General features: G+C 52.7%; 20 protein-coding genes and 4 tRNA genes. 16 read left to right on the top strand and 8 right to left on the bottom strand.

What is annotated here, in order from left to right; genetic code table 11:
- Positions 1 to 57 precede the first annotated feature (57 nt).
- Positions 58 to 1,524, top strand: coding sequence for a succinylglutamate desuccinylase (locus tag ACYX4J_RS04055; protein WP_444915717.1), 1,467 nt, complete (start codon positions 58 to 60; stop codon positions 1,522 to 1,524).
- An 11-nt stretch (positions 1,525 to 1,535) separates the two neighbouring features.
- On the opposite strand, the gene ACYX4J_RS04050 is transcribed toward ACYX4J_RS04055, so the two are convergent.
- From ACYX4J_RS04050 to hemA, 4 genes are read right to left on the bottom strand one after another with little or no spacing between them, the layout of a single operon-like run.
- Positions 1,536 to 2,435 (bottom strand): cation diffusion facilitator family transporter, encoded by a 900-nt coding sequence (locus ACYX4J_RS04050; protein ID WP_444958480.1) that lies wholly within the window; start codon positions 2,433 to 2,435, stop codon positions 1,536 to 1,538.
- Positions 2,436 to 2,477: 42 nt separating this feature from the next.
- The gene (gene prmC / locus ACYX4J_RS04045) at positions 2,478 to 3,305 is read right to left on the bottom strand and encodes a peptide chain release factor N(5)-glutamine methyltransferase (RefSeq protein WP_444892993.1); all 828 of its coding nucleotides are present in this window, start codon (positions 3,303 to 3,305) and stop codon (positions 2,478 to 2,480) included.
- Positions 3,306 to 3,354: 49 nt separating this feature from the next.
- Positions 3,355 to 4,437 carry a peptide chain release factor 1 gene (prfA, locus tag ACYX4J_RS04040; protein ID WP_444892992.1) on the bottom strand — a complete coding sequence of 361 codons (1,083 nt, stop codon included), beginning with the start codon at positions 4,435 to 4,437 and terminating at the stop codon, positions 3,355 to 3,357.
- On the bottom strand, positions 4,434 to 5,711 hold the full coding sequence (gene hemA / locus ACYX4J_RS04035) for a glutamyl-tRNA reductase (RefSeq protein ID WP_282933939.1): 1,278 nt from the start codon (positions 5,709 to 5,711) through the stop codon (positions 4,434 to 4,436). The genes prfA and hemA overlap by 4 nt, the downstream gene beginning before the upstream one ends.
- Positions 5,712 to 5,948: 237 nt before the next feature.
- On the opposite strand from hemA, the gene ACYX4J_RS04030 reads away from it, so the two are divergent.
- The 11 genes from ACYX4J_RS04030 (at position 5,949) to ACYX4J_RS03980 (ending at position 14,765) form a co-directional block, all read left to right on the top strand.
- A complete protein-coding gene (locus tag ACYX4J_RS04030) occupies positions 5,949 to 7,766 on the top strand; it encodes a tetratricopeptide repeat protein (protein WP_476177945.1) in 1,818 nt (605 codons plus the stop codon).
- A complete protein-coding gene (gene lolB / locus ACYX4J_RS04025; protein WP_444896324.1) occupies positions 7,750 to 8,397 on the top strand; it encodes a lipoprotein insertase outer membrane protein LolB in 648 nt (215 codons plus the stop codon). The genes ACYX4J_RS04030 and lolB overlap by 17 nt, the downstream gene beginning before the upstream one ends.
- Positions 8,398 to 8,483: 86 nt before the next feature.
- Complete coding sequence (ispE, locus tag ACYX4J_RS04020) at positions 8,484 to 9,389, top strand: 4-(cytidine 5'-diphospho)-2-C-methyl-D-erythritol kinase (protein WP_476177944.1); 906 nt, start codon at positions 8,484 to 8,486, stop codon at positions 9,387 to 9,389.
- Positions 9,390 to 9,400: 11 nt separating this feature from the next.
- Positions 9,401 to 9,475: transfer RNA gene (locus tag ACYX4J_RS04015), tRNA-Gln, on the top strand.
- A gap of 355 nt (positions 9,476 to 9,830) precedes the next feature.
- Positions 9,831 to 10,760: a ribose-phosphate pyrophosphokinase gene (locus ACYX4J_RS04010; RefSeq protein ID WP_108735320.1), complete on the top strand. Its 930-nt coding sequence runs from the start codon at positions 9,831 to 9,833 to the stop codon at positions 10,758 to 10,760.
- A 189-nt stretch (positions 10,761 to 10,949) separates the two neighbouring features.
- The gene (locus ACYX4J_RS04005) at positions 10,950 to 11,570 is read left to right on the top strand and encodes a 50S ribosomal protein L25/general stress protein Ctc (protein WP_282933942.1); all 621 of its coding nucleotides are present in this window, start codon (positions 10,950 to 10,952) and stop codon (positions 11,568 to 11,570) included.
- A 5-nt stretch (positions 11,571 to 11,575) separates the two neighbouring features.
- Positions 11,576 to 12,172: an aminoacyl-tRNA hydrolase gene (gene pth / locus ACYX4J_RS04000; protein ID WP_444892988.1), complete on the top strand. Its 597-nt coding sequence runs from the start codon at positions 11,576 to 11,578 to the stop codon at positions 12,170 to 12,172.
- A 206-nt stretch (positions 12,173 to 12,378) separates the two neighbouring features.
- Positions 12,379 to 13,470: a redox-regulated ATPase YchF gene (ychF, locus tag ACYX4J_RS03995; RefSeq protein ID WP_413663075.1), complete on the top strand. Its 1,092-nt coding sequence runs from the start codon at positions 12,379 to 12,381 to the stop codon at positions 13,468 to 13,470.
- Between the two features lie 58 nt (positions 13,471 to 13,528).
- Entirely contained in the window at positions 13,529 to 14,482 is a 954-nt protein-coding gene (locus ACYX4J_RS03990) for a DMT family transporter (RefSeq protein WP_445358861.1), read from the top strand.
- Between the two features lie 92 nt (positions 14,483 to 14,574).
- Positions 14,575 to 14,651 (top strand) — tRNA-Met (locus ACYX4J_RS03985).
- Between the two features lie 39 nt (positions 14,652 to 14,690).
- Positions 14,691 to 14,765: transfer RNA gene (locus ACYX4J_RS03980), tRNA-Gln, on the top strand.
- 109 nt (positions 14,766 to 14,874) lie between these two features.
- Here the strand turns inward: ACYX4J_RS03980 and ACYX4J_RS03975 are convergent.
- On the bottom strand, positions 14,875 to 15,957 hold the full coding sequence (locus ACYX4J_RS03975; protein ID WP_476177943.1) for a sulfite exporter TauE/SafE family protein: 1,083 nt from the start codon (positions 15,955 to 15,957) through the stop codon (positions 14,875 to 14,877).
- A gap of 139 nt (positions 15,958 to 16,096) precedes the next feature.
- The gene (locus ACYX4J_RS03970) at positions 16,097 to 16,804 is read right to left on the bottom strand and encodes a SapC family protein (protein WP_475709533.1); all 708 of its coding nucleotides are present in this window, start codon (positions 16,802 to 16,804) and stop codon (positions 16,097 to 16,099) included.
- A 428-nt stretch (positions 16,805 to 17,232) separates the two neighbouring features.
- Here ACYX4J_RS03970 and ACYX4J_RS03965 point away from each other — a divergent pair, with 428 nt between their 5' ends.
- Together ACYX4J_RS03965 and ACYX4J_RS03960 are read left to right on the top strand one after the other, a co-directional pair.
- The gene (locus tag ACYX4J_RS03965; RefSeq protein WP_475709532.1) at positions 17,233 to 17,388 is read left to right on the top strand and encodes a DUF5993 family protein; all 156 of its coding nucleotides are present in this window, start codon (positions 17,233 to 17,235) and stop codon (positions 17,386 to 17,388) included.
- 10 nt (positions 17,389 to 17,398) lie between these two features.
- Entirely contained in the window at positions 17,399 to 17,959 is a 561-nt protein-coding gene (locus ACYX4J_RS03960; RefSeq protein ID WP_444933996.1) for a disulfide bond formation protein B, read from the top strand.
- Between the two features lie 81 nt (positions 17,960 to 18,040).
- Here the strand turns inward: ACYX4J_RS03960 and ACYX4J_RS03955 are convergent.
- Positions 18,041 to 18,115, bottom strand: a tRNA-Cys gene (locus ACYX4J_RS03955).
- 197 nt (positions 18,116 to 18,312) lie between these two features.
- Positions 18,313 to 19,494 (bottom strand): MFS transporter, encoded by a 1,182-nt coding sequence (locus ACYX4J_RS03950; protein WP_476177942.1) that lies wholly within the window; start codon positions 19,492 to 19,494, stop codon positions 18,313 to 18,315.
- A 408-nt stretch (positions 19,495 to 19,902) separates the two neighbouring features.
- Between ACYX4J_RS03950 and ACYX4J_RS03945 the strand changes: the two genes are divergently transcribed.
- Positions 19,903 to 20,916: a Vgb family protein gene (locus ACYX4J_RS03945; RefSeq protein ID WP_444958489.1), complete on the top strand. Its 1,014-nt coding sequence runs from the start codon at positions 19,903 to 19,905 to the stop codon at positions 20,914 to 20,916.
- Positions 20,917 to 21,280: 364 nt separating this feature from the next.
- Positions 21,281 to 21,880, top strand: a complete 600-nt coding sequence (locus ACYX4J_RS03940) for a class I SAM-dependent DNA methyltransferase (protein ID WP_444958490.1) — start codon at positions 21,281 to 21,283, stop codon at positions 21,878 to 21,880.
- The last annotated feature ends 31 nt before the right edge of the window (positions 21,881 to 21,911 follow it).

Genomic DNA, 21,911 nt, shown 5'->3' with positions numbered 1-21,911 from the left:
TGCCGGACACAAGGCTCTCCGGCACACCCAGATATACGAAGTTGACCGGAGTGCCGAATGATCCCGCGCCAATCCTCCCGAAGGACCCGACACCTGCTAAGCCTGGCTTTACTACTTTCATCCACCCAGGCCCTGAGCGCCGATGACAGCACTGGCGAAGAGACAGAAGCGGTCCCTCAAGCTGCCAATATGCAGCTGGACCAACCGGTGATCACAGAGCTGGGGCCACCCACCAACGCTGCCCCTACTGAAGAGCAATCCCAGTCGACAGATGCTGGTTCTGAAGAAATTTCCCTGCCCCAAGCGGAAAATCTGGAGCTGGACCAACCTATTCAGGAACTGGATAAACCGGCAGCTCCCACCGAGACTGCTCCCACTGCCGATAAAGAAACTGAAACAGTTAAACCTCAACCCGAATTACCGGAGCCCGGCACCATTTCCCTGGTTCCGGGAGAGACGGCCAAGCCTCTGCGATTATTAGGCTCAGAGGTTCCCCCTGCGACCTCTACGCGCCTAGCCTGGTCTCCCAGCCAACACTTTGAAGGGGTCTATAGCCCCACCGCTGTGTTGGTGGTTAACGGCGCCAAGCCAGGGCCGGTTCTCTGCCTTACTGCGGCAGTGCACGGTGATGAGCTGAACGGTGTGGAAACCGTGCGGCGGGTTATGTACGACCTGGACGCAGACCATTTAAGCGGTGCGGTAATTGGCGTACCCATCGTCAATCTGCAAGGCTTCCATCGAGGCTCCCGCTACCTGACTGATCGACGCGACCTGAACCGGCACTTCCCCGGCGATCCCAATGGCTCTTCGGCCTCGCGAATTGCCAATTCATTTTTCCACGAAGTGATCAGCCACTGTAACGCCGTGGTGGACTTACATACGGGTTCTTTTTATCGCACCAACTTGCCACAGTTGCGCGGCGACTTAACCAATCCCAAGGTAGTGAAAATGACCCAGGGTTTTGGCTCCACTGTGGTGCTGCACAGCGCCGGAGCCAAGGGTACCCTGCGCCGCGCCGCTGTGGAGGCAGGTATCCCCACCGTCACTCTGGAAGCCGGAGCACCGATGGTGCTGGATGAGCTATCGGTAAGTCACAGTGTGAAAGGTATACGCACTCTGCTCAACCAGCTGGGTATGGTGAGTAAATTCCGCCTCTGGGGCGATCCCGAACCGGTTTACTACACCTCCACCTGGCAGCGGACATCGACTGGCGGGGTTATCTTTAGTGAAGTCCAGCTCGGCGAGTTTGTGCGTAAAGGCGACTTACTGGGAACAGTAACCAACCCTATTACCAATGTACGCACAGAAATTCGCTCCGAGCACAACGGCCGCATTCTCGGCATGGCATTAAACCAGGTCGTGCAACCGGGGTTTGCCGCCTACCATATCGGTATCCAGGCTCCCCAGGAACAAATCAGCCAGCCCCAGGAAGTAGTAGCGGAAGAATCGGTCGCTGACAAATCAGAGAGTAAAGTACCAGCCACCCCAGAAAACCGCCAGCCGCCGACAGAAGGTGAGGAGTAAATCCTCACCTATTAATCACTGACCTTATCGATCACCGTCACTTCGGGCATTGCCAAAGGTTCCGGTTGAAGGGTTATATGGTCGATATCGAAGCGCTTGACCAGGGTTTCCCGCAAGCGCTCCAGTACGCTGGGCCAAGCCTGTAAGTCATCCACCACAATATGGGCCGATAGGGAAATAGTGCTGGAATCCAAACGCCAAATATGGAGATCGTGCACAGAGCGTACCCCGGTTACCGCCGCCAGTGTCTCGCCCACAACCGGAAGGCTCAATTCCCTGGGTACCCGCTCCATCAATACATCGATCGCATCCCTGAGCAGTCGCACGCAGGAAACCAGGATTAACAGGCAAATAAGCAGTGAAAGCAGGGGGTCGATGGGTACCCAGCCGGTAACATAAATCACAGCTCCGGAAGCCAGTGCTGCGACAGAGCCCAGCATATCGCCCATCACATGCAAAAGCGCACCGCGAATATTGAGCGTGCGCTCGCCTTTTAATAAAACCCAGGCCGCCAGAATATTAATCAGCAACCCCATGGCTGCAATCAACATCACCGTACTGCCATGCACCGGCTGGGGATTGCGCAACCTATCAATGGCCATAAAAGAAATACCGACCACGATCAGAAGCATAATCAGGCCGTTGGTTACCGCAGCTAAGACCTCCGCTCGCCCCCAGCCAAACGACAATTCCCGATCAGCGGGTTTTTTCGCCAGTACTGCGGCAATAGCCCCCAGTGCCAAGGCAAAAGTATCGGTAAGCATATGGGCAGCATCGCCGAGCAATGCCAGGGAGCCAGATAGCCAACCACCTATGGCTTCAACTATGGAAAAACTGAGAGTGAGAACCAGTGCAATAATTAATGGGCGCAAAGCCCCATTGCCGGTTCGGTGGTGGACATGATCATGCATAGGCTCCCTCCTCAAATCCCTGTGGCAGCTCCGCAGGTATCACTATTTTTGCCCTAAGGTAATTCGCTCCCAACCGGAATAATCCCTGCGACTTGAAACTTTATTCAATCCCGCCGCAGAAAAAATATCCCGCACGCTCTCGGCTTGCTGCCAACCGTGCTCCACCATTAGCCAGCCATCGTTTTCCAGGTAATCACTAGCGGTTGTGGCGATATGCTCAATATCTGCCAAACCCTGTCGCTCTGCCACCAACGCAGTGCGGGGCTCAAAGCGCACATCGCCCTGCACCAAGTGCGGGTCAGATGCATCGATATAGGGAGGGTTGCTAACGATCAGGGAAAACGGCTGTGGCTCTAAACTGGAAAACCAATCGCTCTGGATAACTTGCACATTTTGCAACTTGAGGGAGCGCCGGTTTTCCTCTGCCAGTGCTACCGCAGCGGGTGATTTCTCCGCTGCAATAATTTCCCATCCCGGTCGCTCCGACGCCAGAGCCAGTGCAATAGCACCAGTGCCAGTGCCCAGGTCCAATGCTCGCAACCTGCCCTGGGGGAAAAGCTCCAGCGCGGTCTCCACCAACAATTCAGTGTCCGGGCGGGGGATCAGGGTGGAGGAATCCACCTTTAGCGATAGGGACCAAAATTCGCGCTCACCGATAAGGTGTGCCACTGGCTCTCCCGCTTGCCGGCGCTGGAGCAACTGCTCATAGCGCACTTGTTCAGCTTCATTCAATTCGTATTCCGGCCAGGTATAGAGCCAGGTGCGCTCGCGCCCCAACACACTGCCGAGCAGAAGCTCTGCATCCAGGCGCGCGCTGTCGCTATCGGTTAATTGGGCGCAGCGTGCGATATTTTCCTTGACGCTGGTCATGGAGAAAAACCTATAAAACGCCGCTCGAGGCGGCGTAAAAAATCTGGATTTATTGGGCCAGGGCCGCCAACTGGTCGGCCTGGTATTCCGTACGCAATGGCCCGATCACCTCCCCCAGAGCCCCCTGCATAATCTCATCGAGTTTGTAGAGGGTGAGGCCGATACGGTGATCGGTAACCCGACCTTGGGGATAGTTGTAGGTACGGATTCGCTCAGAGCGATCACCGCTGCCCACCAGGCTGCGGCGGGCATCGGAAATTTCCTGGGCCGCCGCCGTTTCCTGCGCAGTATTGAGCTTCGCTTGCAACAGTGCCATTGCCTTGGCTTTGTTCTTGTGCTGGGAGCGCTCATCCTGACACTCCACCACAATTCCCGTGGGAATATGGGTTAAGCGCACAGCGGAATCGGTTTTGTTAACGTGCTGACCACCAGCACCGGATGCACGGTAGGTATCCACACGCAAATCCGCTTTATTAATTTCAATCGCATCGCGCTCATCCGGCTCCGGCATCACCGCGACCGTACAAGCCGAAGTGTGAATACGACCCTGGGATTCTGTTTCAGGAACCCTTTGTACCCGGTGCGCACCGGACTCAAATTTTAATTTTGCGTAGACATCTTCACCGGCGACGCGAGTGATAATTTCCTTGTAACCACCGTGCTCACCAAGATTTTCACTGACAATTTCTATTCGCCATCCCTGCTTCTCCGCATAGCGAGAGTACATGCGGAACAGATCGCCGGAGAAAATAGCCGCTTCATCGCCACCGGTTCCTGCGCGAATTTCTAGGAAGACATTTTTTCTGTCGTTGGGATCGCGCGGCAACAGCAAAGTCTGTAGCTCTCGCTCCAGCGGCTCCACTTGACCTTCAGCCTCGCGCAGCTCTTCCTGAGCCATTTCGCGCATTTCCGGATCATCTTCCCCCATCATCTCCCGAGCCGCGACCATATCTTCCTGTAGCTGTTTGTAAGCGCCGTAGCATTTCACCACTTCTTCCAGCTCAGAATACTCGCGGGAAAGATCGCGGAATTGATCCTGATCAGCAATTACGTCGGCGTCGCCCAACAGCGCAGATACTTCCTCGTGGCGCTCAAGCAGGGTTTCCAGTTTATTCAGTAACGATTCTTTCATTGATGCTTTTTCTCTAAATCGATATCGGTGAGATCATCCAACCCAACGACCTCCCGAGCGATACGCAAACGCTCAATATCACCCTCCGCCGTGGCTTTTTTCAGACTGACGGTGGGTGCATGAATTAATTTATTGGTGAGAGAGCGAGCGAGCTGCTCCATCAGTCGACGAGGGTCCTCGCCTTTTTCCAGCTGCAAAAGTACCCGTTCAAGTTCGGAAGTGCTCACTTCCTGGGCTCGCTGCCGGTAGCTGCGAATACTATCCACAGCCTCCAAAGAGCGGCTCTCTTTGGTAAATTCAGCCGCTGCAGCATTTACTATTTCCTGAGCGGCCTCCGCCGCTTTCTCTCGGGAGCGCTTGCCCTCATCAATAACCCCGCGCAAATCGTCCACTGTATACAGATAAACATCATCCAGCTCGCCAACTTCCGATTCGATATCACGGGGTACCGCAATATCCACCATAAACATGGGGCTGTGCCGACGCTTGCGCAGCGCCGATTCGACCGCTCCCTTACCCAGGATCGGCAGCTGGCTCGCGGTGGAACTGATAACGATATCCGCGCGCGCCAGATGCTCGGGGATATCCGCAAGCAGGATTGCCTCGGCACCAAAGCTCTCTGCGAGCAACTGGGCCCGGCTCAATGTGCGGTTGGCAACAATGACCTGCTTGATTCCCTGATCGAGCAAATGTCGGGCAACCAGCTCCACGGTCTCTCCCGCACCGATCAACAGGGCAGTCTGCTTTTTCAGGTCGGTGAAGATACGCGAAGCCAGAGAAACAGCGGCGTAGGCAACAGAAACCGGGTTTTCACCGATTGCAGTTTCGGTGCGAACCTTCTTGGCGACGGTAAACACCCGCTGGAAAACCCGGTGCAGTTCACTGCCCACACTGCCGGATTCCCGCGCCACCGCATAGGCGGACTTAATCTGGCCGAGGATCTGCGGCTCACCCAACACCAGGGAATCGAGACCACAGGCAACGCGCATCATATGGCGTACCGCTTCTTCATCGCTGTACACATAGGCACAGCCCTTGAGCTGCTCCAGGGGCACTTGGTGGTATTCAGATAGCCATTGCAACAGGGCTTCTGACTCCACATTTCCGTATATTTCGGTGCGATTGCAGGTAGACAGGATGGCCAGCTCGCGGCACCCCAGTGCTTTTCGCGCATCTCCCAGTGCGCCGGGCATCACCTCGGGGGCAAAGGCCACCCGCTCGCGCACTTCGACCGACGCGCTATCGTGGTTGATACCCAGGGTAAGAATTGGCATAGACTTCCGTTAGCATTAAATCTTAAAAGGCGGAAACCGCACTGGGAGCGCATTTTCATAGGCAGCCGTCTCCCTTGCAAGCGTAAGAGGCAGTAAAATTGCCCGCCGATTTGGCAAGAGCCCCTGCCCACCACCGTTCCAAACCCGATTCACGACTAGAATTATATGGCGATAATCGTTTAAAACACGCCAGTAATACCCCGCTTTCAGCGACAACGTAACGTATGGACACGATCTATGCTCCCACCTCGCGCACATCAGCTTCCAACCCGAATTTCCAGCCACCAGCTCAAGCTTGCCGCATTCCTTGCCGTATCCGTAATACTTGCTTCTTGTACCCAGTACCAGACGCCGGCAGCCCCCTCTACAGAAATCGCGAGCACAGCACTGGAGCCGAGCAACCTTAAGGGGAAGGAAACCACTGAGTCAGAAGGGCCGGAAGCTAAAACTTTCCCTATTGATACCTTTTACACCCTTCTGGTGGCCGAAGTCGCCGGTATCCGCGAACAGTACGATGTCGCACTGGCCAATTACTACCACCAGGCGGAGGTCACCAAAGATCCCGGGGTTGCCGCCCGCGCTACACGCATTGCCCGCTTTTTAAATGCCCGCCAGGCCGCCTTGGATTCAGCCAGGCTATGGGTAGAGCTTGAGCCACAAAACGCCGATGCACAGCTGGCCCTCACAGCCGAGCTGACTTTGTCCGGCGACTTACACGCAGCCCTGATTCACGCCAGTAAAACCCTGGAACTCGGCGGCAACCCACCCATGCAATCTCTCGCAGCAACCGCTATTGGGCACGAGCAACTCACGGAACAAGCCAAGCGGGAGTTTGCCCGACTGGCAAAAGTCTATCCCCTCGATGACGAGGTCGTGCTCGCCTATGCCATGGTACTGCGCACCGAAAGGGAATTTGCCCGCGCCCTGTCCCTGGTGCGCCGCGTCCAAGAGCACCATCCAGACCAACTGGATGCACCACTGCTGGAAAGTCATCTATTGGTTGATCAGGGCAAGCGCAAGGAAGCCATTTCCCTTCTCGAGCGACTCGTCGGCATCCATCCTTCCGAGAGCCGCCTGCGCCTTCAGTACGCCCGCCTGTTGATTCGGGAGGACCTGGCCCTGGCACGCAAGCAGTTTGCCGAACTGGTTAAGCAGCGCCCTGAAGATGGCAACCTGATTTTGTCGTTGGCCCTAATTCAGTACGAGACCGAGCAAACTGACGAGGCCAAAGTCCTCTTTACCCAACTACTTGAATTACAGCAGCACGAATCCGCTGCTTATTTTTACCTGGGCAGCATTGCAGAAAAATCTGGGGATTTTTCCCATGCAATTAAATATTTCCGCGAAGTGGGGCCCGGTAGTGATTACGTAGAAGCCATTACTCGCGGTACGGAATTACTGGCGAGCCTCGGACAGTACAACACTAACCGGGAGTGGTTTTCTGAACTGAGAAAAAAACACCCCACTCAGGAAGAACATTTTTACCTGATGGAGGTCGAATTACTTCGCAAAAGTGGTGAAGCCAGTATGGCTTTACAGCGAGTAGACGAGGCATTACAAACCAACAGCACCAGCGGTCGCTTGATGTACACTCGCGCGCTGTTGCATGACCAACTCGGCAACGCACAACAATTCGAAAAGGACTTGAGAAACCTGCTGGAAAGAAATCCCGATAACGCCACAGTTCTCAACGCGCTCGGTTATAAACTGATTGAAGATAAATCCCGGCACACAGAAGCCTACCAATTGATTAGCCGCGCTTTGGAACTCGAGCCTGAGGACCCGGCAATAATCGACAGCATGGGGTGGATAGAGTACCGTCTCGGCAATCACGAAGCTGCGGAAAAGTATCTGCGGCAGGCGATGGAAAAGTTGCCCGACCACGAAATTGCCGCACACCTCGGTGAAGTACTCTGGGTTCAGGGAAACAGAGAAGCCGCCATGAATATGTGGAGAAAAGGCCTTCTGCTGAATCCCCACAGCAAAATTATTCCGGCTGCCATGAAGCGCCTACAAATCAAAGAGTCACTGGAACAACATGCATCAGATAGCTGACAAGACAACCGCGCGAAGATTCTATCTGTTACTGCTGGCATGTCTGGCAATAATGGTTTCCGCTTGTGCCGGTCAAAAAACCAAACAGGAACCGGAGCCAGGCTCCCCCACTGAAAATCAAAATCCAACGCCGCAAACAGTAGCTGAATTTACCCAGTGGAATCTCAAGGGCAAGCTGGGTGTTCGCTCCCCCAAAGAAAACGGCAGCGCTAACCTGGCCTGGCTTCAGGGCGGTGCAGAGAATTTTCGCCTGCATCTCAGCGGTCCGCTCGGAGCGGGTACTACCGTCATCACCGGCTCAGCCGGTGGCGTCAGTTTGGTACGTGGTAGCGAGCCGCCAATTTATGCGCGCAACCCGGCACAGCTAACCCAAGAAGCACTGGGGTGGCCCCTGCCCGCCCGGGAGATGTTCTACTGGGTGCGCGGTCTTCCCGCGCCCGGCGCCAAAAGTGGTGAGCAGCGCAACGCCCAGGGCCAGCTGCAAAGCCTGCAACAATCCGGCTGGGCCTTGAGTTTTAGTGAATATCGCAGCGAAGGCTCCTTTATGCTGCCAACCCGGATCAAAGCACAAACCAACAGTCCCACTGGCCCGGTATCCGTCACCCTGGTGATTAAAGACTGGGGGTTGTAGAGAGTTTCACATAACTCCGCCAATGCCCAAATCGCAGCATGCAGGTATTATGGCGATCCTGTAATTAATTGACTCCTTTTTGCCTCATGCTGCTAACCCTGCCCGCCCCAGCAAAACTCAACCTGATTCTGCGCATTCTCGGCCGTCGCCCGGATGGCTATCACGAGTTACAAACCCTGTTCCAACTTCTCGATTTCGGCGACTTATTGGAAGTCAGTGAGCGCAGCGATGGCATTGTCAGTGTCGATGCCGGCCAGCTGGATGTAGCTGAAGAAGACAACCTGGTTTATCGCGCAGCCCAATTGCTGCGCAAACAAGCTGAGCCGGACCGACAAAATTCTCTCGGCGCCTCTATTCGGTTGATAAAGAAGTTGCCTCACGGCGGCGGCATCGGTGGAGGCAGTAGCGATGCCGCCACCACTTTGCTCGGGCTCAACCACTTATGGCAGTGCAATTTATCGATCGATAAACTGGCGGAGCTGGGACGACAATTAGGCGCCGATGTTCCAGTTTTTGTGCGCGGGCGCACCGCTTGGGCGGAAGGGGTTGGTGAAAAATTAACCCCAATAACCACCGAGCAACGCCACTACCTGGTTGTCTCAACTGGTTGCGAAGTGAGCACTGCAAAAATTTTTCGCGATTCACGTTTGACAAGAGATTCAGTCGCAATTACATTAGCGGCCCTTCGCGAGGAGCAGGCCAACGAGATGCGACTCGGCAGCGAAAAACTGGAAACATTTTCCGGTAATGACTGCCAACCATTAGTTGAGAAGCTCTACCCTGAAATACGCGATGCCAGAGAATGGCTCGAGCAATTTGCTCCGGCACAACTCACCGGCACCGGGGGCTGCGTTTTTGCAGCATTCCCTACGGCAGAGGCGGCCACTGAGGCACACGCCAAACTGCCTGAAGCGTGGCAGGGTTTTACAGCAGCGGGTGTATTGGTTTCACCGACACATCAAGCGCTAGCGAAAATCTCCTCAGATTTTTGAGGAAACATTACTGGGGCGTAGCCAAGCGGTAAGGCAGCGGGTTTTGATCCCGTCATGCGAAGGTTCGAATCCTTCCGCCCCAGCCACTTTCTTTATATGCAATGGCACAGTCAAAAACCGGTTCCGACATGATTCAGTCTACGCTGATCCAGCCGGCCCAGGCCATTCGCACAGGGCTTTACAGAGCCACCCCCCAATTTTTAAAGAATCCTGAAGGCAGACTTGAGTGCAAGCGCCCGATGGTTGTGCGAGCACGCACCCAGAGCAACCCGTTGAGCAAGGAAAAAAACTGTGGCCAAAACCCTGTTTTTATCCGCGCAACAGTGCGCCGCTCAACGCAAAAGTGTTGCAGCAAAAACCCTGACTGCTAGCAAATATGCAGGCATCTACACTTCAATTCACTTCAAGACAGAATTAAAGGAACTCGCAGTGGCTGACTTAATGGTCTTTACCGGCAACGCAAACCCGGAACTGGCACAGAAGGTTGTCGACCATATGGCGATCCCCCTGGGTGAAGCCACGGTCAAGCGCTTCTCCGACGGCGAGATTGCAGTAGAAATTACCGATAACGTGCGCGGCCGCGACGTTTTCGTGGTGCAATCCACCTGCCAACCTACCAACCGCAACCTGATGGAACTGATCCTGCTGGTAGACGCCCTGCGCCGCGCCTCCGCCGGCCGCGTTACCGCTGTAGTCCCCTACTTTGGCTACGCCCGCCAGGATCGCCGCGTAAGATCCCAGCGCGTGCCGATTTCCGCAAAAGTGGTTGCCGATATGATGGTGAGCGTCGGTATCGACCGCGTATTAACCGTCGACCTGCACGCGGAACAGATCCAGGGCTTCTTCGACGTTCCTGTGGATAACGTTTACGGCTCCTCTGTCCTGCTCGACGATATCGAGCGCCAAAAATACCAGAACCTGGTGGTGGTATCCCCGGACATCGGCGGTGTTGTACGCGCCCGGGCTGTGGCCAAGAGCCTCGACTGCGACCTGGCAATTATCGACAAGCGCCGCCCGGCCGCCAATGTTGCCGAAGTCATGAATATTATCGGTGAAGTCAGCGGCCGCACCTGCCTGCTGGTAGACGATATGGTCGACACCGCCGGCACCCTGTGTAACGCCGCCAACGCCCTGAAAGAGCACGGCGCCGAGAAAGTTGTCGCCTACTGTACCCACCCGGTACTGTCTGGCAACGCCATCACCAACCTGAACAACTCCGTTCTGGATGAGCTGGTGGTTACCGACTCCATCCCCCTGGGTGACAAAATGGAGAAGGCACCAAAAATTCGCCAGCTGACCCTGTCTGCAATGCTGGCCGAGTCCATGCGCCGTATCAGCAATGAGGAATCCCTGTCCGCAATGTTCCGCTAGGAACTTGCCGATCAAGGTATCCCCGCGCCCCGCATGCCGGGGCACTTTGCCTTTAGCGCTGATTCCCGTAGAATACGCGCCCGCCCGGCACTGCCGGGCGATTACTTTTGGGCCCAGTGCCCATTTAACATCCATGCCAGAGCGGTCCGGTCGCAGGTCACTCTGGACAGACAACCCGAGGTTTATCCCATGTCTGATATTAAATTGAACGCCATTGCCCGCAGCGATGAAGGGAAAGGTGCGAGCCGCCGCCTGCGTCGCCTGGAAGGCCGTGTACCCGGCATCATCTACGGCGGTGAAGCAGAGCCTGCTTCTATCTCCGTGCTGCACAAAGACCTGACCAAAGCTCTGGAAAACGAAGCTTTCTTCTCCTCCATGCTGACTGTTGACGTAGACGGCAAAGAAGAGAAAGTTATCCTGCGCGACCTGCAGCGTCACCCGGCTAAAGCCCTGCTGCTGCACATCGACTTCCAGCGCGTATCTGCCAACACCAAAGTACACGTTAAAGTACCTCTGCACTTCCTGAACGAAGACAGCAGCAAAGGTGTTAAGGCTGGCGGTATCGTTTCCCACACCCTGACCGAGCTGGAAGTTAACGCTCCTGCCGGCAAGCTGCCTGAGTTCATCGAAGTGGACCTGGCCGACCTGGAAATGGACGGCGTACTGCACATCTCCGACCTGAAACTGCCGGAAGGTGTTGAGTCTGTGGCACTGAGCCACGGTGCAGACCACGACCTGGTTGTAGCTTCTATCCACAAGCCTCGCGGCGCTGTAGAAGCTGAAGCCGAAGCTGGCGAAGGCGAAGAGTAATCGCCTTGGCTGCGGCACCGGATACTCCGATCCAGTTGATTGTCGGCCTGGGAAACCCCGGACCGGAATACGATCGGACGCGACACAACGCCGGTGCCGACTTTGTTGTCGAGCTGGCCCGCCAACAAGGCACCCAGCTCAGCCTCGACAGCAAGTATCACGGCCTCACTGGCCGTGTGCGGGTCGGCAGCCAGGATATCCGGCTGCTGATTCCCACCACCTATATGAATCGCAGTGGCCAATCTGTCGGCCCACTGGCGAACTTCTTCAAGATTCCCCCGGAAGCCATTCTGGTCGCTCACGATGAGCTGGACCTGGCCCCCGGTATCGCGCGTCTGAAAGCCGGCGGCGGTCACGGTGGACACAACGGCCTGCGGGATATCATTGCCGCACTGGGCAACAACCGAAACTTTATGCGCCTGCGACTCGGCATTGGCCACCCCGGCAGCTCGAGCGAAGTGGCCCGGTTTGTACTCCAGCGAGCCCCCAGGGCGGAACAGGAAACACTGGCTGATGCGATCGATCGCTCGATCGACGTTCTGCCCACCGCCGCTTCCGGCGACTGGGGCGCAGCCATGAAAACGCTGCACACCAACAAATAGATCCCACCCGCCGGCTTGCCTTTTGCCGCGGAAATCTCGATAGTGTGCTGCGCTAAATTTGCCGGTATTTTCCCGGCTGGCCCGGACCCTGTGGTGGCCGAGACACCCCGCCCATCCAAAATCCCGCCAGCGCAACCACTACCGGACCTCAAACGCAATTAGCAGAGCGCGCTGTATGCGCCTCGGGCAAACGGAAAAATATCACCATGGGTTTTACTTGCGGTATTGTCGGCCTACCTAATGTGGGCAAATCCACCCTATTCAACGCATTGACCAAAGCGGGTATCGATGCGGAAAACTTCCCCTTCTGCACCATCGAGCCCAATGCCGGTGTCGTGCCGGTACCAGATCCCCGCATCGACAAGCTGGCTGAGATCGTCAAACCGGAAAAGGTCATTCCCACCACCATGGAATTTACCGATATCGCCGGCCTGGTTGCGGGCGCCTCCAAGGGAGAAGGCCTGGGTAACAAGTTCCTCGCCAATATCCGCGAGACCGACGCTATCGCCCACGTTGTGCGCTGCTTCGAAGACGATAACGTTATCCACGTCGCCAACCAGGTACACCCGGTAGCAGATATCGAGGTAATCAACACCGAGTTAGCCCTGGCCGACCTGGACACTGTGGAAAAGGCCCTACAGCGCTTTACCCGCGCCGCCAAGGGGCAGGACAAGCACGCGATCAAGATGAAAGCGTTGCTGGAAAAAATCCAGCCACACCTGGATGAAGCCAAGCCGCTGCGCTCTTTCGAGCTTTCAGAAGACGAACTGGCAGACCTGCGCGAACTGAGCCTGCTCACTATCAAGCCCACCATGTATATCGCCAACGTGGACGAAGATGGTTTCGAGAACAATCCGCACCTGGATGCTGTAGCTGCCATCGCCGCTGAAGAAAACGCGGTACTGGTACCTATCTGCAACAAGCTCGAAGCGGAAATTGCCGAGCTGGACGACGAAGAAAAGCAGGAGTTCCTGGAAGAGCTGGGTATGGAAGAGCCGGGGCTGAACCGCGTGATCCGCGCCGGCTACCAACTGCTGGGCCTGCACACCTATTTCACCGCTGGCGTGAAGGAAGTTCGCGCCTGGACCATTCCACTGGGCGCTACCGCTCCCAACGCTGCCGGTAAAATCCACACCGATTTTGAAAAGGGTTTTATTCGCGCAGAAGTAATCAGCTACAGCGATTACATTGACAACAACGGTGAGGCCGGTGCTAAAGACGCTGGTAAATGGCGCCTGGAAGGCAAGGACTACATTGTCGCCGACGGCGACGTAATCCACTTCCGTTTTAACGTCTAACCGCCTCCCCTTTTTTTGCCTCCCCACCCCGGGGAGGCGCGCCACCCGTGTAAATTCCATGGCTCAATCAAACTGGAAAGTCGGCCTGCCCCTGGCGCTGATCACCGTATTTATGTGGGCAACCCTGCCCATCGCTCTCAAAGGGCTTCTCGAATACATCAGTCCCGGTACCGCCACCTGGTATCGCTTTGCCGGTGCAGCACTGTTAGCGGGCGTCTACTACGGACAGGCGCGCAAGTTACAGCTCAAGCCACTATTCAGTCGCGGCTTACTGCTTTTCACCTTCCTCGCCGTTGCCGGCCTCCTGGTGAACTACCTCGCCTACGCCAGTGGACTCAATTACATTACCCCTGGTGCCGCTCAGGTTGTAATCCAGCTGGCCCCCCTGCTTCTACTAATATCCAGCGTGCTTTGGCTGGGAGAGCACTTCTCGCCGCGTCAGTGGAGCGGCGTGGTATTGGTAGTAATCGGGCTGCTGCTATTTTTTAACCAGCGCCTGGGAGAGCTGACCAGTGGCGCCGGCGGCGAATACCTGCTGGGGCTCGGCTATATCCTGATCGCCGCTGTCACCTGGGCGATTTACGGCTTTTTCCAGAAGAAAATATTGAGCCGCGCAACACCCCAGGATCTACTGGTAGTAATTTATATCGCAGGGACCCTGCTCTTCCTGCCCATGGCGGAGCCAATGAAGGTTTCTCACCTGGGCTGGCTCGAGTGGGTGCTATTGGCATTTCTCACCGCCAATACGCTGATCGCCTATGGGGCTTTTAGCAAGGCACTAGCGCACTGGGAGGCATCCAGTGTCAGCGCAACCCTGTCATTAGTGCCAGTCATCACCCTATTGTTCAGTACGCTGATCAGCTCTATCTGGCCCGACTATATTGCAGTTGAGCCGCTCAACTGGGTCAGCTGGGCCGGCGCCGGCGCCGTAGTATTCGGTTCCGCCCTTGCCGCAATCAGTTCCAGGCGCGGTTCTGAGCAGTCCCGGGCATCAGATGAAAAAAATCGCTAACTATCTGAAAAGAATACAAAAAAAGTGTTGACACCCCCGGCCTATCGTTTAATAATGCGCGCCCTCGGGACAGCCGAGACAACAAAAGAAATGGCAAGGTAGCTCAGCCGGTTAGAGCGCAGCACTCATAATGCTGAGGTCGGGAGTTCGAGTCTCCCCCTTGCTACCATTTCAAATCACAGAGGCTATTCTTTGTGAAACTTGAAACTGGGGCGTAGCCAAGCGGTAAGGCAGCGGGTTTTGATCCCGTCATGCGAAGGTTCGAATCCTTCCGCCCCAGCCATCTTCCCAAATTATCTAGCAGGCCCAAGTCTGGGCAGCAATCAAAAGCCCAACCGTTTTTTATCTGATTCTGCGAATAGTTCGTCCGGCGAACGCAATCCAAAAATCAACTACTCCGGCAGCACCACACCATTAGCTTCCATAACTGTCTCTAAGGCGCTATCGGGCTCCAGGTCAGCAGTACCTGAAGTTGCTACAGGCGTTCGCACTTGTTCCCTGCGCAAACCCAGTTCCCGCAGCCACTCGAAACCCGCCAGGCAGCACAGCAATGCCAGCAGCACTAGCGGACCACCATATCCCTTCATAGCCTCACTCTCGGACATACAAGTCCACACAAGCTGCACAACGCACAGGAAGGCCACAATCAGCAGGGTCGGCTTGCGCCCCAGCAAGCTAACGACAAAAACGCCCAGAGGCGCCCCCAGGGCTACTACTGGTGCTGCCGCCAGCCAATTCCCAAACACCCCAGGCTGCCAATCTCCCGCCACCGACTTCACTATTACTCCGAGTACCGAACAAAATGCCATGATCACCACTGATGTAGGGATCGCCACCTTGAGGTCCACCCTGCTCAATAGCACAAGAGCCGCATACACCAGCATGTCCACACCCACACCGGTAACTGCCACCACGCAAAAGCCGGCAAAAGCGCCCAATAGCAAGCCGACACGAAAATCTGTTGGGCACTGAGGGTCCCCCGCGTGCTCACAATCAGTAATTTCGCTGAGGCGATACAAATGAAAAATGCCAAAACTGCCCCAGAGGACGGCAAAGGAAAGCTTCACCCAGAGTTCGGGTATCAGAGGGGCAAACAATAGGATACCGGCGGGAGTCGCCAGAAGAGAGCCCAGCAGCGCCCCCCGCAACATCGACCAGGCCAACTGCTGGCGCCGGCAGAGAATAAACAAGCTGGCACTGACCATACCTATCGACTGAACCGCAAAACTAAAGTCGCGACCCAGACTTGCCGGCATATCAAAAAACAGCACCAACACGGGAAACCCAACTGTCCCGCCGCCCATCGGCGTAGAACCTGCGGCATAGCTACCCAGCGCCATCGCCATCGCCATAGACCAATGCTCGAGCGCCAGGGCCAGGTTCTCGCCCTGTAAAATCAGGAATAACCAAACACCGTAAAACAGAACCAACCAAGCGAACCAATAGCGAAGAGAGAATCGCGCCACGTTTTTCATCTTATTATTTGTGAGCTAAAGCGTCAGAGGGAGACAATAGTGGTACGAGTGTGAGATGGGATCAAGACAAGATTTGGCGAGTTCGCCTATTCCGGTCAGGAGGGTCGCCCGACAGCCACAGCTGCCGGGCAAAGCGCGATTAGTTCAAGCGCTTCTTGCGAATCAGGTTTTGAACCTGCATAGAGGACATCATAGAGGCGTAGATTGCCGGCAGGGCGCCACGTTTACGCAGCTCCAGGAAGTCTTCATCAGACAGCTTGTTAAGCTTCTCTTCATCGATAACAAAGAAACCTGTCAGATCGTAAGGCTTGTCATCTTCGCTAACACGCAAAGTCAGCTTCTTCTGGGTCAGCAAGTCCTTGGAGACCAGGAACTCGATAAAAGACTCAGTCACTGCAACACGCTGTGCAGTTTCAACCACTGCCTGAGCACGATTCTTCAGGAAGTCAGTTTGCTCGCCTTCCCCATCGAACAGCGCTTCACCTTCAGAGTCGCTCAGCATCTTGGAGTCTTCGTCGATGCACAGAACAGCCTGATCAGCGTTGTCTGGATTCTTCACCAAAACAAACGGGTAAGTGCGCACTTGTACAGGAATGTAGCTGCCATTCCAGCCATCAGCGCCAGAGAACAGGTTTTCACCGGGGCGCAGACCGGTAAGCGCCACAACTTTAAACTGGTCAGTATTCTGGTCTTTAACGAACAGGATCGGGTAGCTCTGGGCTGCCTGTACGATTTCCTGAACCACCAGCGGCAGGACATGATTACTGCTTACATGGTCAAAAGTAATGTCTTGGGTGAGTTTCAGGTTGGCATGCGCCTTTTTGTCCAAAGCTTTGATCTGTGCCATAAGTACAACTCCTAGCTACTTTTATAGTTACTAAATTTTCAGAGATACCCTAACGTACCACTCTTCTACGCATCTACGATGACAAGTGCTTCCCGACAGTCGCCGGAAACCAAAGCCAGCATTAAACAGGGAAGAAGCCCAACTGGCAAACAAAGTCCGCCAACATTAACCTAAAGACAAATTTATTTGGTTAAGTTCACACTATTCAAGACTATCAAACCAATTAAATTCACTGCTCCCCCCTTCAAACGACTCGGCAACCTTCAAAATCAACGAATCGAGTATTAGTTAGCCAACCCTGACAGGTAGCGCATTACCTGTATCACCCCTCCCCCACCTCTACAGCTATCGTAACAAGTGGTGCTTTTTTATACGATTGAAGAAGTGGTTGGAGTGAGTTCGATGCAAAAACCGAGGGGCGCCTCATTATGATGAGCCTACTATTTCTCTTCTATCTCCTTGCAATGGCTCTAGCCGTGAAGAATTACCACACCCTAGCAACCGCAACATTCATTTTTGCCTTGATATCAAGCATCGCCTGGCTGGGCTATCACACCGGTGACAATCTCAACTTAGCCTTATAGAGGAGGGTGAATGGGGCAAACATTTCGCGAGCTTAATGCACTGGGCATACTCGCCGTATGTGCCGTACTCGTCGCCGCAGAGTACTTTCAATTAGTGAATGGAGAAATGCCCTGCCCTCTCTGTTTACTTCAACGAATTGGGCTCACAGGAGTCTTATTTGGCCTGATGCTAAATGTACTCTATGGCAACCGCCCTCTACACTACAGCTTGGCAACATTCTCAGCGCTATTTGGTGCCGCTACCGCACTGCGCCAAGTCAGCCTACATGTTATTCCCGGAACACCAGGTTATGGCGATCCATTAATGGGATATCACTATTACACCTGGGCACTAATTATCTTCTATATGACAATTATTGGCATCGCGATTATCGGTGCATTTGATAAGCAATATGGAAAACCCATATTTATCAGTTTCCGCGATCAGGGAGCTCTCGGAAAAATGGCCATAGTAACTGCATTTTCAATTACCGCACTTAATATATTTATAACTTTCGCAGAGTGTGGACCTACTGTCTGCCCGGATAATCCAGACAACTATTGGCTCTTTGGCGCTATCGACGGAATTTAAAAGCAAGCTGAGAAAAGAAAAGGGGTATGGCTATACAAAAGACAGCTTGCCAAGCATATATCCATAGATCAACAGAATAGATGGAGGCCAGGACCGGATTCGAACCGGTGAAAAACGGTTTTGCAGACCGTCGCATTTCCTCTCTGCCACCTGGCCATAAAAAAACCCGGCGCTTCCGCTCCGGGTTCTTTGACTCTACGGAAGCAAAAAACGCTTCCGAATAAATTTACAGAAGCACGCAGGTTGCCTGGCAGCAACATATAGAAAGAAGTTCTTGCGCGTATTTCATAGTAAATTGTCTTGTTCAAGTTGCCGCCAAGGATAATGGAACAAAAACTCCATTTCAACTCTTTCTAGGTAGCCCCAGAATACTGCCCAACCCTAATCTCATTACCGGGCAACGGCTGCTCTGGAACCAGCTGTGCCAACCCAAGAGAAATTAAGGCCATTAAAGACCCGGCAAAGAATACCATTGGCGGAGAGACAAGCCACAGCAAGCCAAATACTACAGGGATAACCACAGCGGCAATATGATTGATTGTAAAGCTGACTCCAGCCGAAGCCGCGATATCCCGCTCGTCGACTATCTTCTGGAAGTAGGTTTTAATCGCAATTGCCATAGAAAAGAATAAATGGTCAACAATATATAATGCCGCTGCCAGCGCAGCACTTTCTACCAGCGCATAACCCGCAAATACCAGTATCAGGCCAATATATTCCAAAGTGAGGATACGGCGCTCGCCAAACCGAACGATAAACTGTCCGATCTTCGGTGCGATATACAAATTAAGTAAATGGTTTACCGTATAGAGAGCAGCAACCTCCCCCACGCTGTATCCAAATTTCTCCACCATCAAAAAACCAGCGAATACTATAAAGATTTGCCTGCGAGCCCCACTCATCATCGTGAGCGCATAATAGAGCCAATAGCGTTTTCGCAGAATAAGCTTCTTATGCTGACTGTGGGGCTGAGCAAACTGAGGGAAAAGGACCCAGGCACCTAAAGCAATGACAATGGTCGCGCCACCACCAATTAGATAAACCCAGGAATAATCCAAACCTGCGAAGTTCATTAAACCCCACACCAAACTATAAGCCAGAAGCGCAGCAAAGGAACCAGCGGCAGCCATGCGTCCCATCCAAACTGCTGCTGTTTGTTTAGGAAACCACTGGAGTGCCAGGGAAGTCTGCAAGGTCTCATAAAAATGAAATCCCGTAGACATTAAAAGTGTAGTGAGTAACAACCCGGTCAATGATGGATACAGTCCCGTTAGCATCACTCCAAGGCCAGTTGCTACCAGTGAGATTATCGCCAGCCGCTGCTCCCTGACAAAAAGCAAAACAAAGACCACTAGGAAGGCTAAAAAGCCAGGTATCTCGCGCACACTTTGCAACAAACCAATATCTGCACCGGTAAATGCTGCCTTTTCAATAACAAAGTTATTAAGTAGCGTATTCCAAACAGCAAATGAGAGCGGCATCGAAGCTGCCAGAATAAGCAAAAGAATTTCAGGCCGGCGAAGACGTTGTAGCATAAATGACCTCCTATAGCTAAGGTCCGCAATATACGCCCTCAATATCCAACTGTAAAATTATAAAAATAGTACTGAGGAATGAGTTTTCATTGAGAATATTGCAGTTCATAAAATTAAATACTAATTAAGCCATTAAATAGAGGTAACACCGACCAACAACTTGCTCAAATGCCCGAAAAAACGGTGAATAAGACGTACCAATTGGAAAAGTAGCAAGCCATCTAATTATGTATAAATTCCCGCTAATCATGTATTTTTAATGAGATGAGTAAACTTAGTTCACTACATATAATGACTAGAATCAGACAACTCCAACCTAAATTCACCTATGCTTTAACTGCTATATGTCTAGGCGCCTTACACCACAGCATGACTGATTACCAACATAGATAACTCTTGGAGAGAAAAATGCGCATTCATTCCTGGCGAATTCATCATCTCACCTTAGTCATGCTACTTACCACACTCCCTTTTCTACTGACGAACGCCGCTGCTCAAGAAGATAACTTACCTGACAAACTTAAATTAAACGAATGGAAGGTGCCCTGGGAGGGACTCCCCAGAGACCCGCATGTAGACAGTAAAGGTAATGTCTGGTTCTGTGGACAAGCGGGTAACTACATCGGAAAGTTTACACCGACCTCTGAAGAGTTTAAGCAGTATGAAATACCTGAAGGCACTCACCCTCATAACCTGATTGTGGATTCAAACGATATTGTTTGGTATGCAGGTAATCGCAATGCGCATATTGGGCAATTAGACACCAAGAATGGGCAAATTAAACAGTATCCAATGCCTGAAGGTATCAAAGACCCACATACGTTAATCTTCAATCGAGAGGGAAATATCTGGTTCACGGCCCAGCAAAGTAACCGCATAGGCCTGCTAAATATACAAAGTGGCAAAGTTCTAAGTGCCACCCCAACAACCGCTAATGCTCGCCCCTATGGTATTAAGATTGATGCTCAGGGAAACCCCTGGGTCGCTCTATTCGGTACCAACAAGTTAGCGCGAGTAGACGCAAAAACCATGGCCATAAGTGAGGTTAACCTGCCGCGCCCAAATGCTCGCCCTCGCAGACTGGAAATCGACCCTACCGGCAATATTTGGTACGTAGATTATCCAGAAGGCTATTTGGGGCGCTATACCCCGACGACCAAGGAGTTTAAAGAGTGGAAGCTACCCAGTAAGAATCCACGCCCCTACGGAACAGCACTGGACAACAATAACCAACTTTGGCTCGCTGATACTGGAGAGGTTCCAAATATCATTTTTGCCTTTAACACAGAAAAAGAGAAATTTACAAGCAAGACCCCAGTTCCAAGTGGTGGAAATATAAGATATATGTATTTTAACAATATGGATGGAAGCTTTTGGTTTGGTGTTGATTCTGGATTTATCGACCAGGGAATACCAAAATAGAAGCATATATAGCTCTATTGACATCAATCGATGTATGGCGTCACTGCAATAGTTCTATATATCCTGATACAGGACAAACTGTTCAAATACAGACTTCCATTTAGAATTCTAATTTTTTCAGCTCTATTAACAGCCATTCACGGCGCCCTTATGAGGCAACCATTGATGGATTACCTTATTGGCAACCCACTACAAGTTACACTAGCTTAAAATGGCATGAAGTGGCTCGCGTGGATACTCATGGCGACCGTTATAATTATAGGTGTTGAAGTATTCGCCTCAAATAAATCAAACTCTAACGAATCTAAAAAACAAAAAACGTGCAGCAATCATTATATAAAACTCATAAACAGAATTTACAATTATGGAACCGAAACAAACCGGGATAGCATACGATACCATCACACATCTATGGGAACGTAAAGAGTTCAACAGGAACAACGGTATTAGCCAGTATAAGCGGGCACTTGGCTTTGTAAAAAATAGAGGCTCCGCACTAGATGTAGGGTGTGGTTGTACAGGAAGGCATATCGAGCTTCTGCTAACTGAAGGATTTTCTCCCGAGGGAATTGATGTTTCTGAGAAAATGATAGAGATCGCCAGGGATAAGCACCCTACTGTCAACTTCTATCTAGAGGATATATGTAAGTGGAAAGCCACAAGAAAATATGACTTTATAAGTGCGTGGGATAGCATCTGGCATATACCAATTGAAAAACAAGAGGAAACAATAAGGAATCTAGCGTCTTACTTAAACAAGGAAGGCGTTCTAATATTCTCCTTTGGTGGAACAGATAAAGAGGACTATCATACGAATAATGCGATGGGACCGGAATTATACTACTCTACGTTAGGCACAAATAAATTTATACAACTTCTTATTTCATCTGGTTGTATTTGTAGATATCTGGAGTACGATCAACCACCAGAATTACACGCCTACTTGATTGCTCAGAAGATATAATTGTTTTATATCGCCCCCTCAATCATGGGTA

It is taken from the genome of Microbulbifer sp. ABM4_008 (assembly GCF_056311705.1).
The sequence above is the reverse complement of the archived record's forward strand: the minus strand, read 5'-3'. Positions and strand labels throughout refer to the sequence as shown.

Bases quoted from the DNA above. Each gene is read 5' to 3' on its own strand.
- ACYX4J_RS04050 (WP_444958480.1), bottom strand. From the start codon at position 2,435: ATGCATGATCATGTCCACCACCGAACCGGCAATGGGGCTTTGCGCCCA.
- ACYX4J_RS03945 (WP_444958489.1), top strand. From the start codon at position 19,903: ATGCGCATTCATTCCTGGCGAATTCATCATCTCACCTTAGTCATGCTA.
- ACYX4J_RS03990 (WP_445358861.1), top strand. From the start codon at position 13,529: ATGGCTCAATCAAACTGGAAAGTCGGCCTGCCCCTGGCGCTGATCACC.
- ACYX4J_RS03950 (WP_476177942.1), bottom strand. From the start codon at position 19,494: ATGCTACAACGTCTTCGCCGGCCTGAAATTCTTTTGCTTATTCTGGCA.
- ACYX4J_RS04005 (WP_282933942.1), top strand. From the start codon at position 10,950: ATGTCTGATATTAAATTGAACGCCATTGCCCGCAGCGATGAAGGGAAA.
- prmC (WP_444892993.1), bottom strand. From the start codon at position 3,305: ATGACCAGCGTCAAGGAAAATATCGCACGCTGCGCCCAATTAACCGAT.
- ACYX4J_RS03960 (WP_444933996.1), top strand. From the start codon at position 17,399: ATGGGGCAAACATTTCGCGAGCTTAATGCACTGGGCATACTCGCCGTA.
- ACYX4J_RS04010 (WP_108735320.1), top strand. From the start codon at position 9,831: ATGGTCTTTACCGGCAACGCAAACCCGGAACTGGCACAGAAGGTTGTC.
- ACYX4J_RS03970 (WP_475709533.1), bottom strand. From the start codon at position 16,804: ATGGCACAGATCAAAGCTTTGGACAAAAAGGCGCATGCCAACCTGAAA.
- hemA (WP_282933939.1), bottom strand. From the start codon at position 5,711: ATGCCAATTCTTACCCTGGGTATCAACCACGATAGCGCGTCGGTCGAA.
- ychF (WP_413663075.1), top strand. From the start codon at position 12,379: ATGGGTTTTACTTGCGGTATTGTCGGCCTACCTAATGTGGGCAAATCC.
- ACYX4J_RS04030 (WP_476177945.1), top strand. From the start codon at position 5,949: ATGCTCCCACCTCGCGCACATCAGCTTCCAACCCGAATTTCCAGCCAC.
- ACYX4J_RS03940 (WP_444958490.1), top strand. From the start codon at position 21,281: ATGGAACCGAAACAAACCGGGATAGCATACGATACCATCACACATCTA.
- ACYX4J_RS03975 (WP_476177943.1), bottom strand. From the start codon at position 15,957: ATGAAAAACGTGGCGCGATTCTCTCTTCGCTATTGGTTCGCTTGGTTG.
- prfA (WP_444892992.1), bottom strand. From the start codon at position 4,437: ATGAAAGAATCGTTACTGAATAAACTGGAAACCCTGCTTGAGCGCCAC.
- lolB (WP_444896324.1), top strand. From the start codon at position 7,750: ATGCATCAGATAGCTGACAAGACAACCGCGCGAAGATTCTATCTGTTA.
- ACYX4J_RS04055 (WP_444915717.1), top strand. From the start codon at position 58: ATGATCCCGCGCCAATCCTCCCGAAGGACCCGACACCTGCTAAGCCTG.
- ACYX4J_RS03965 (WP_475709532.1), top strand. From the start codon at position 17,233: ATGATGAGCCTACTATTTCTCTTCTATCTCCTTGCAATGGCTCTAGCC.
- ispE (WP_476177944.1), top strand. From the start codon at position 8,484: ATGCTGCTAACCCTGCCCGCCCCAGCAAAACTCAACCTGATTCTGCGC.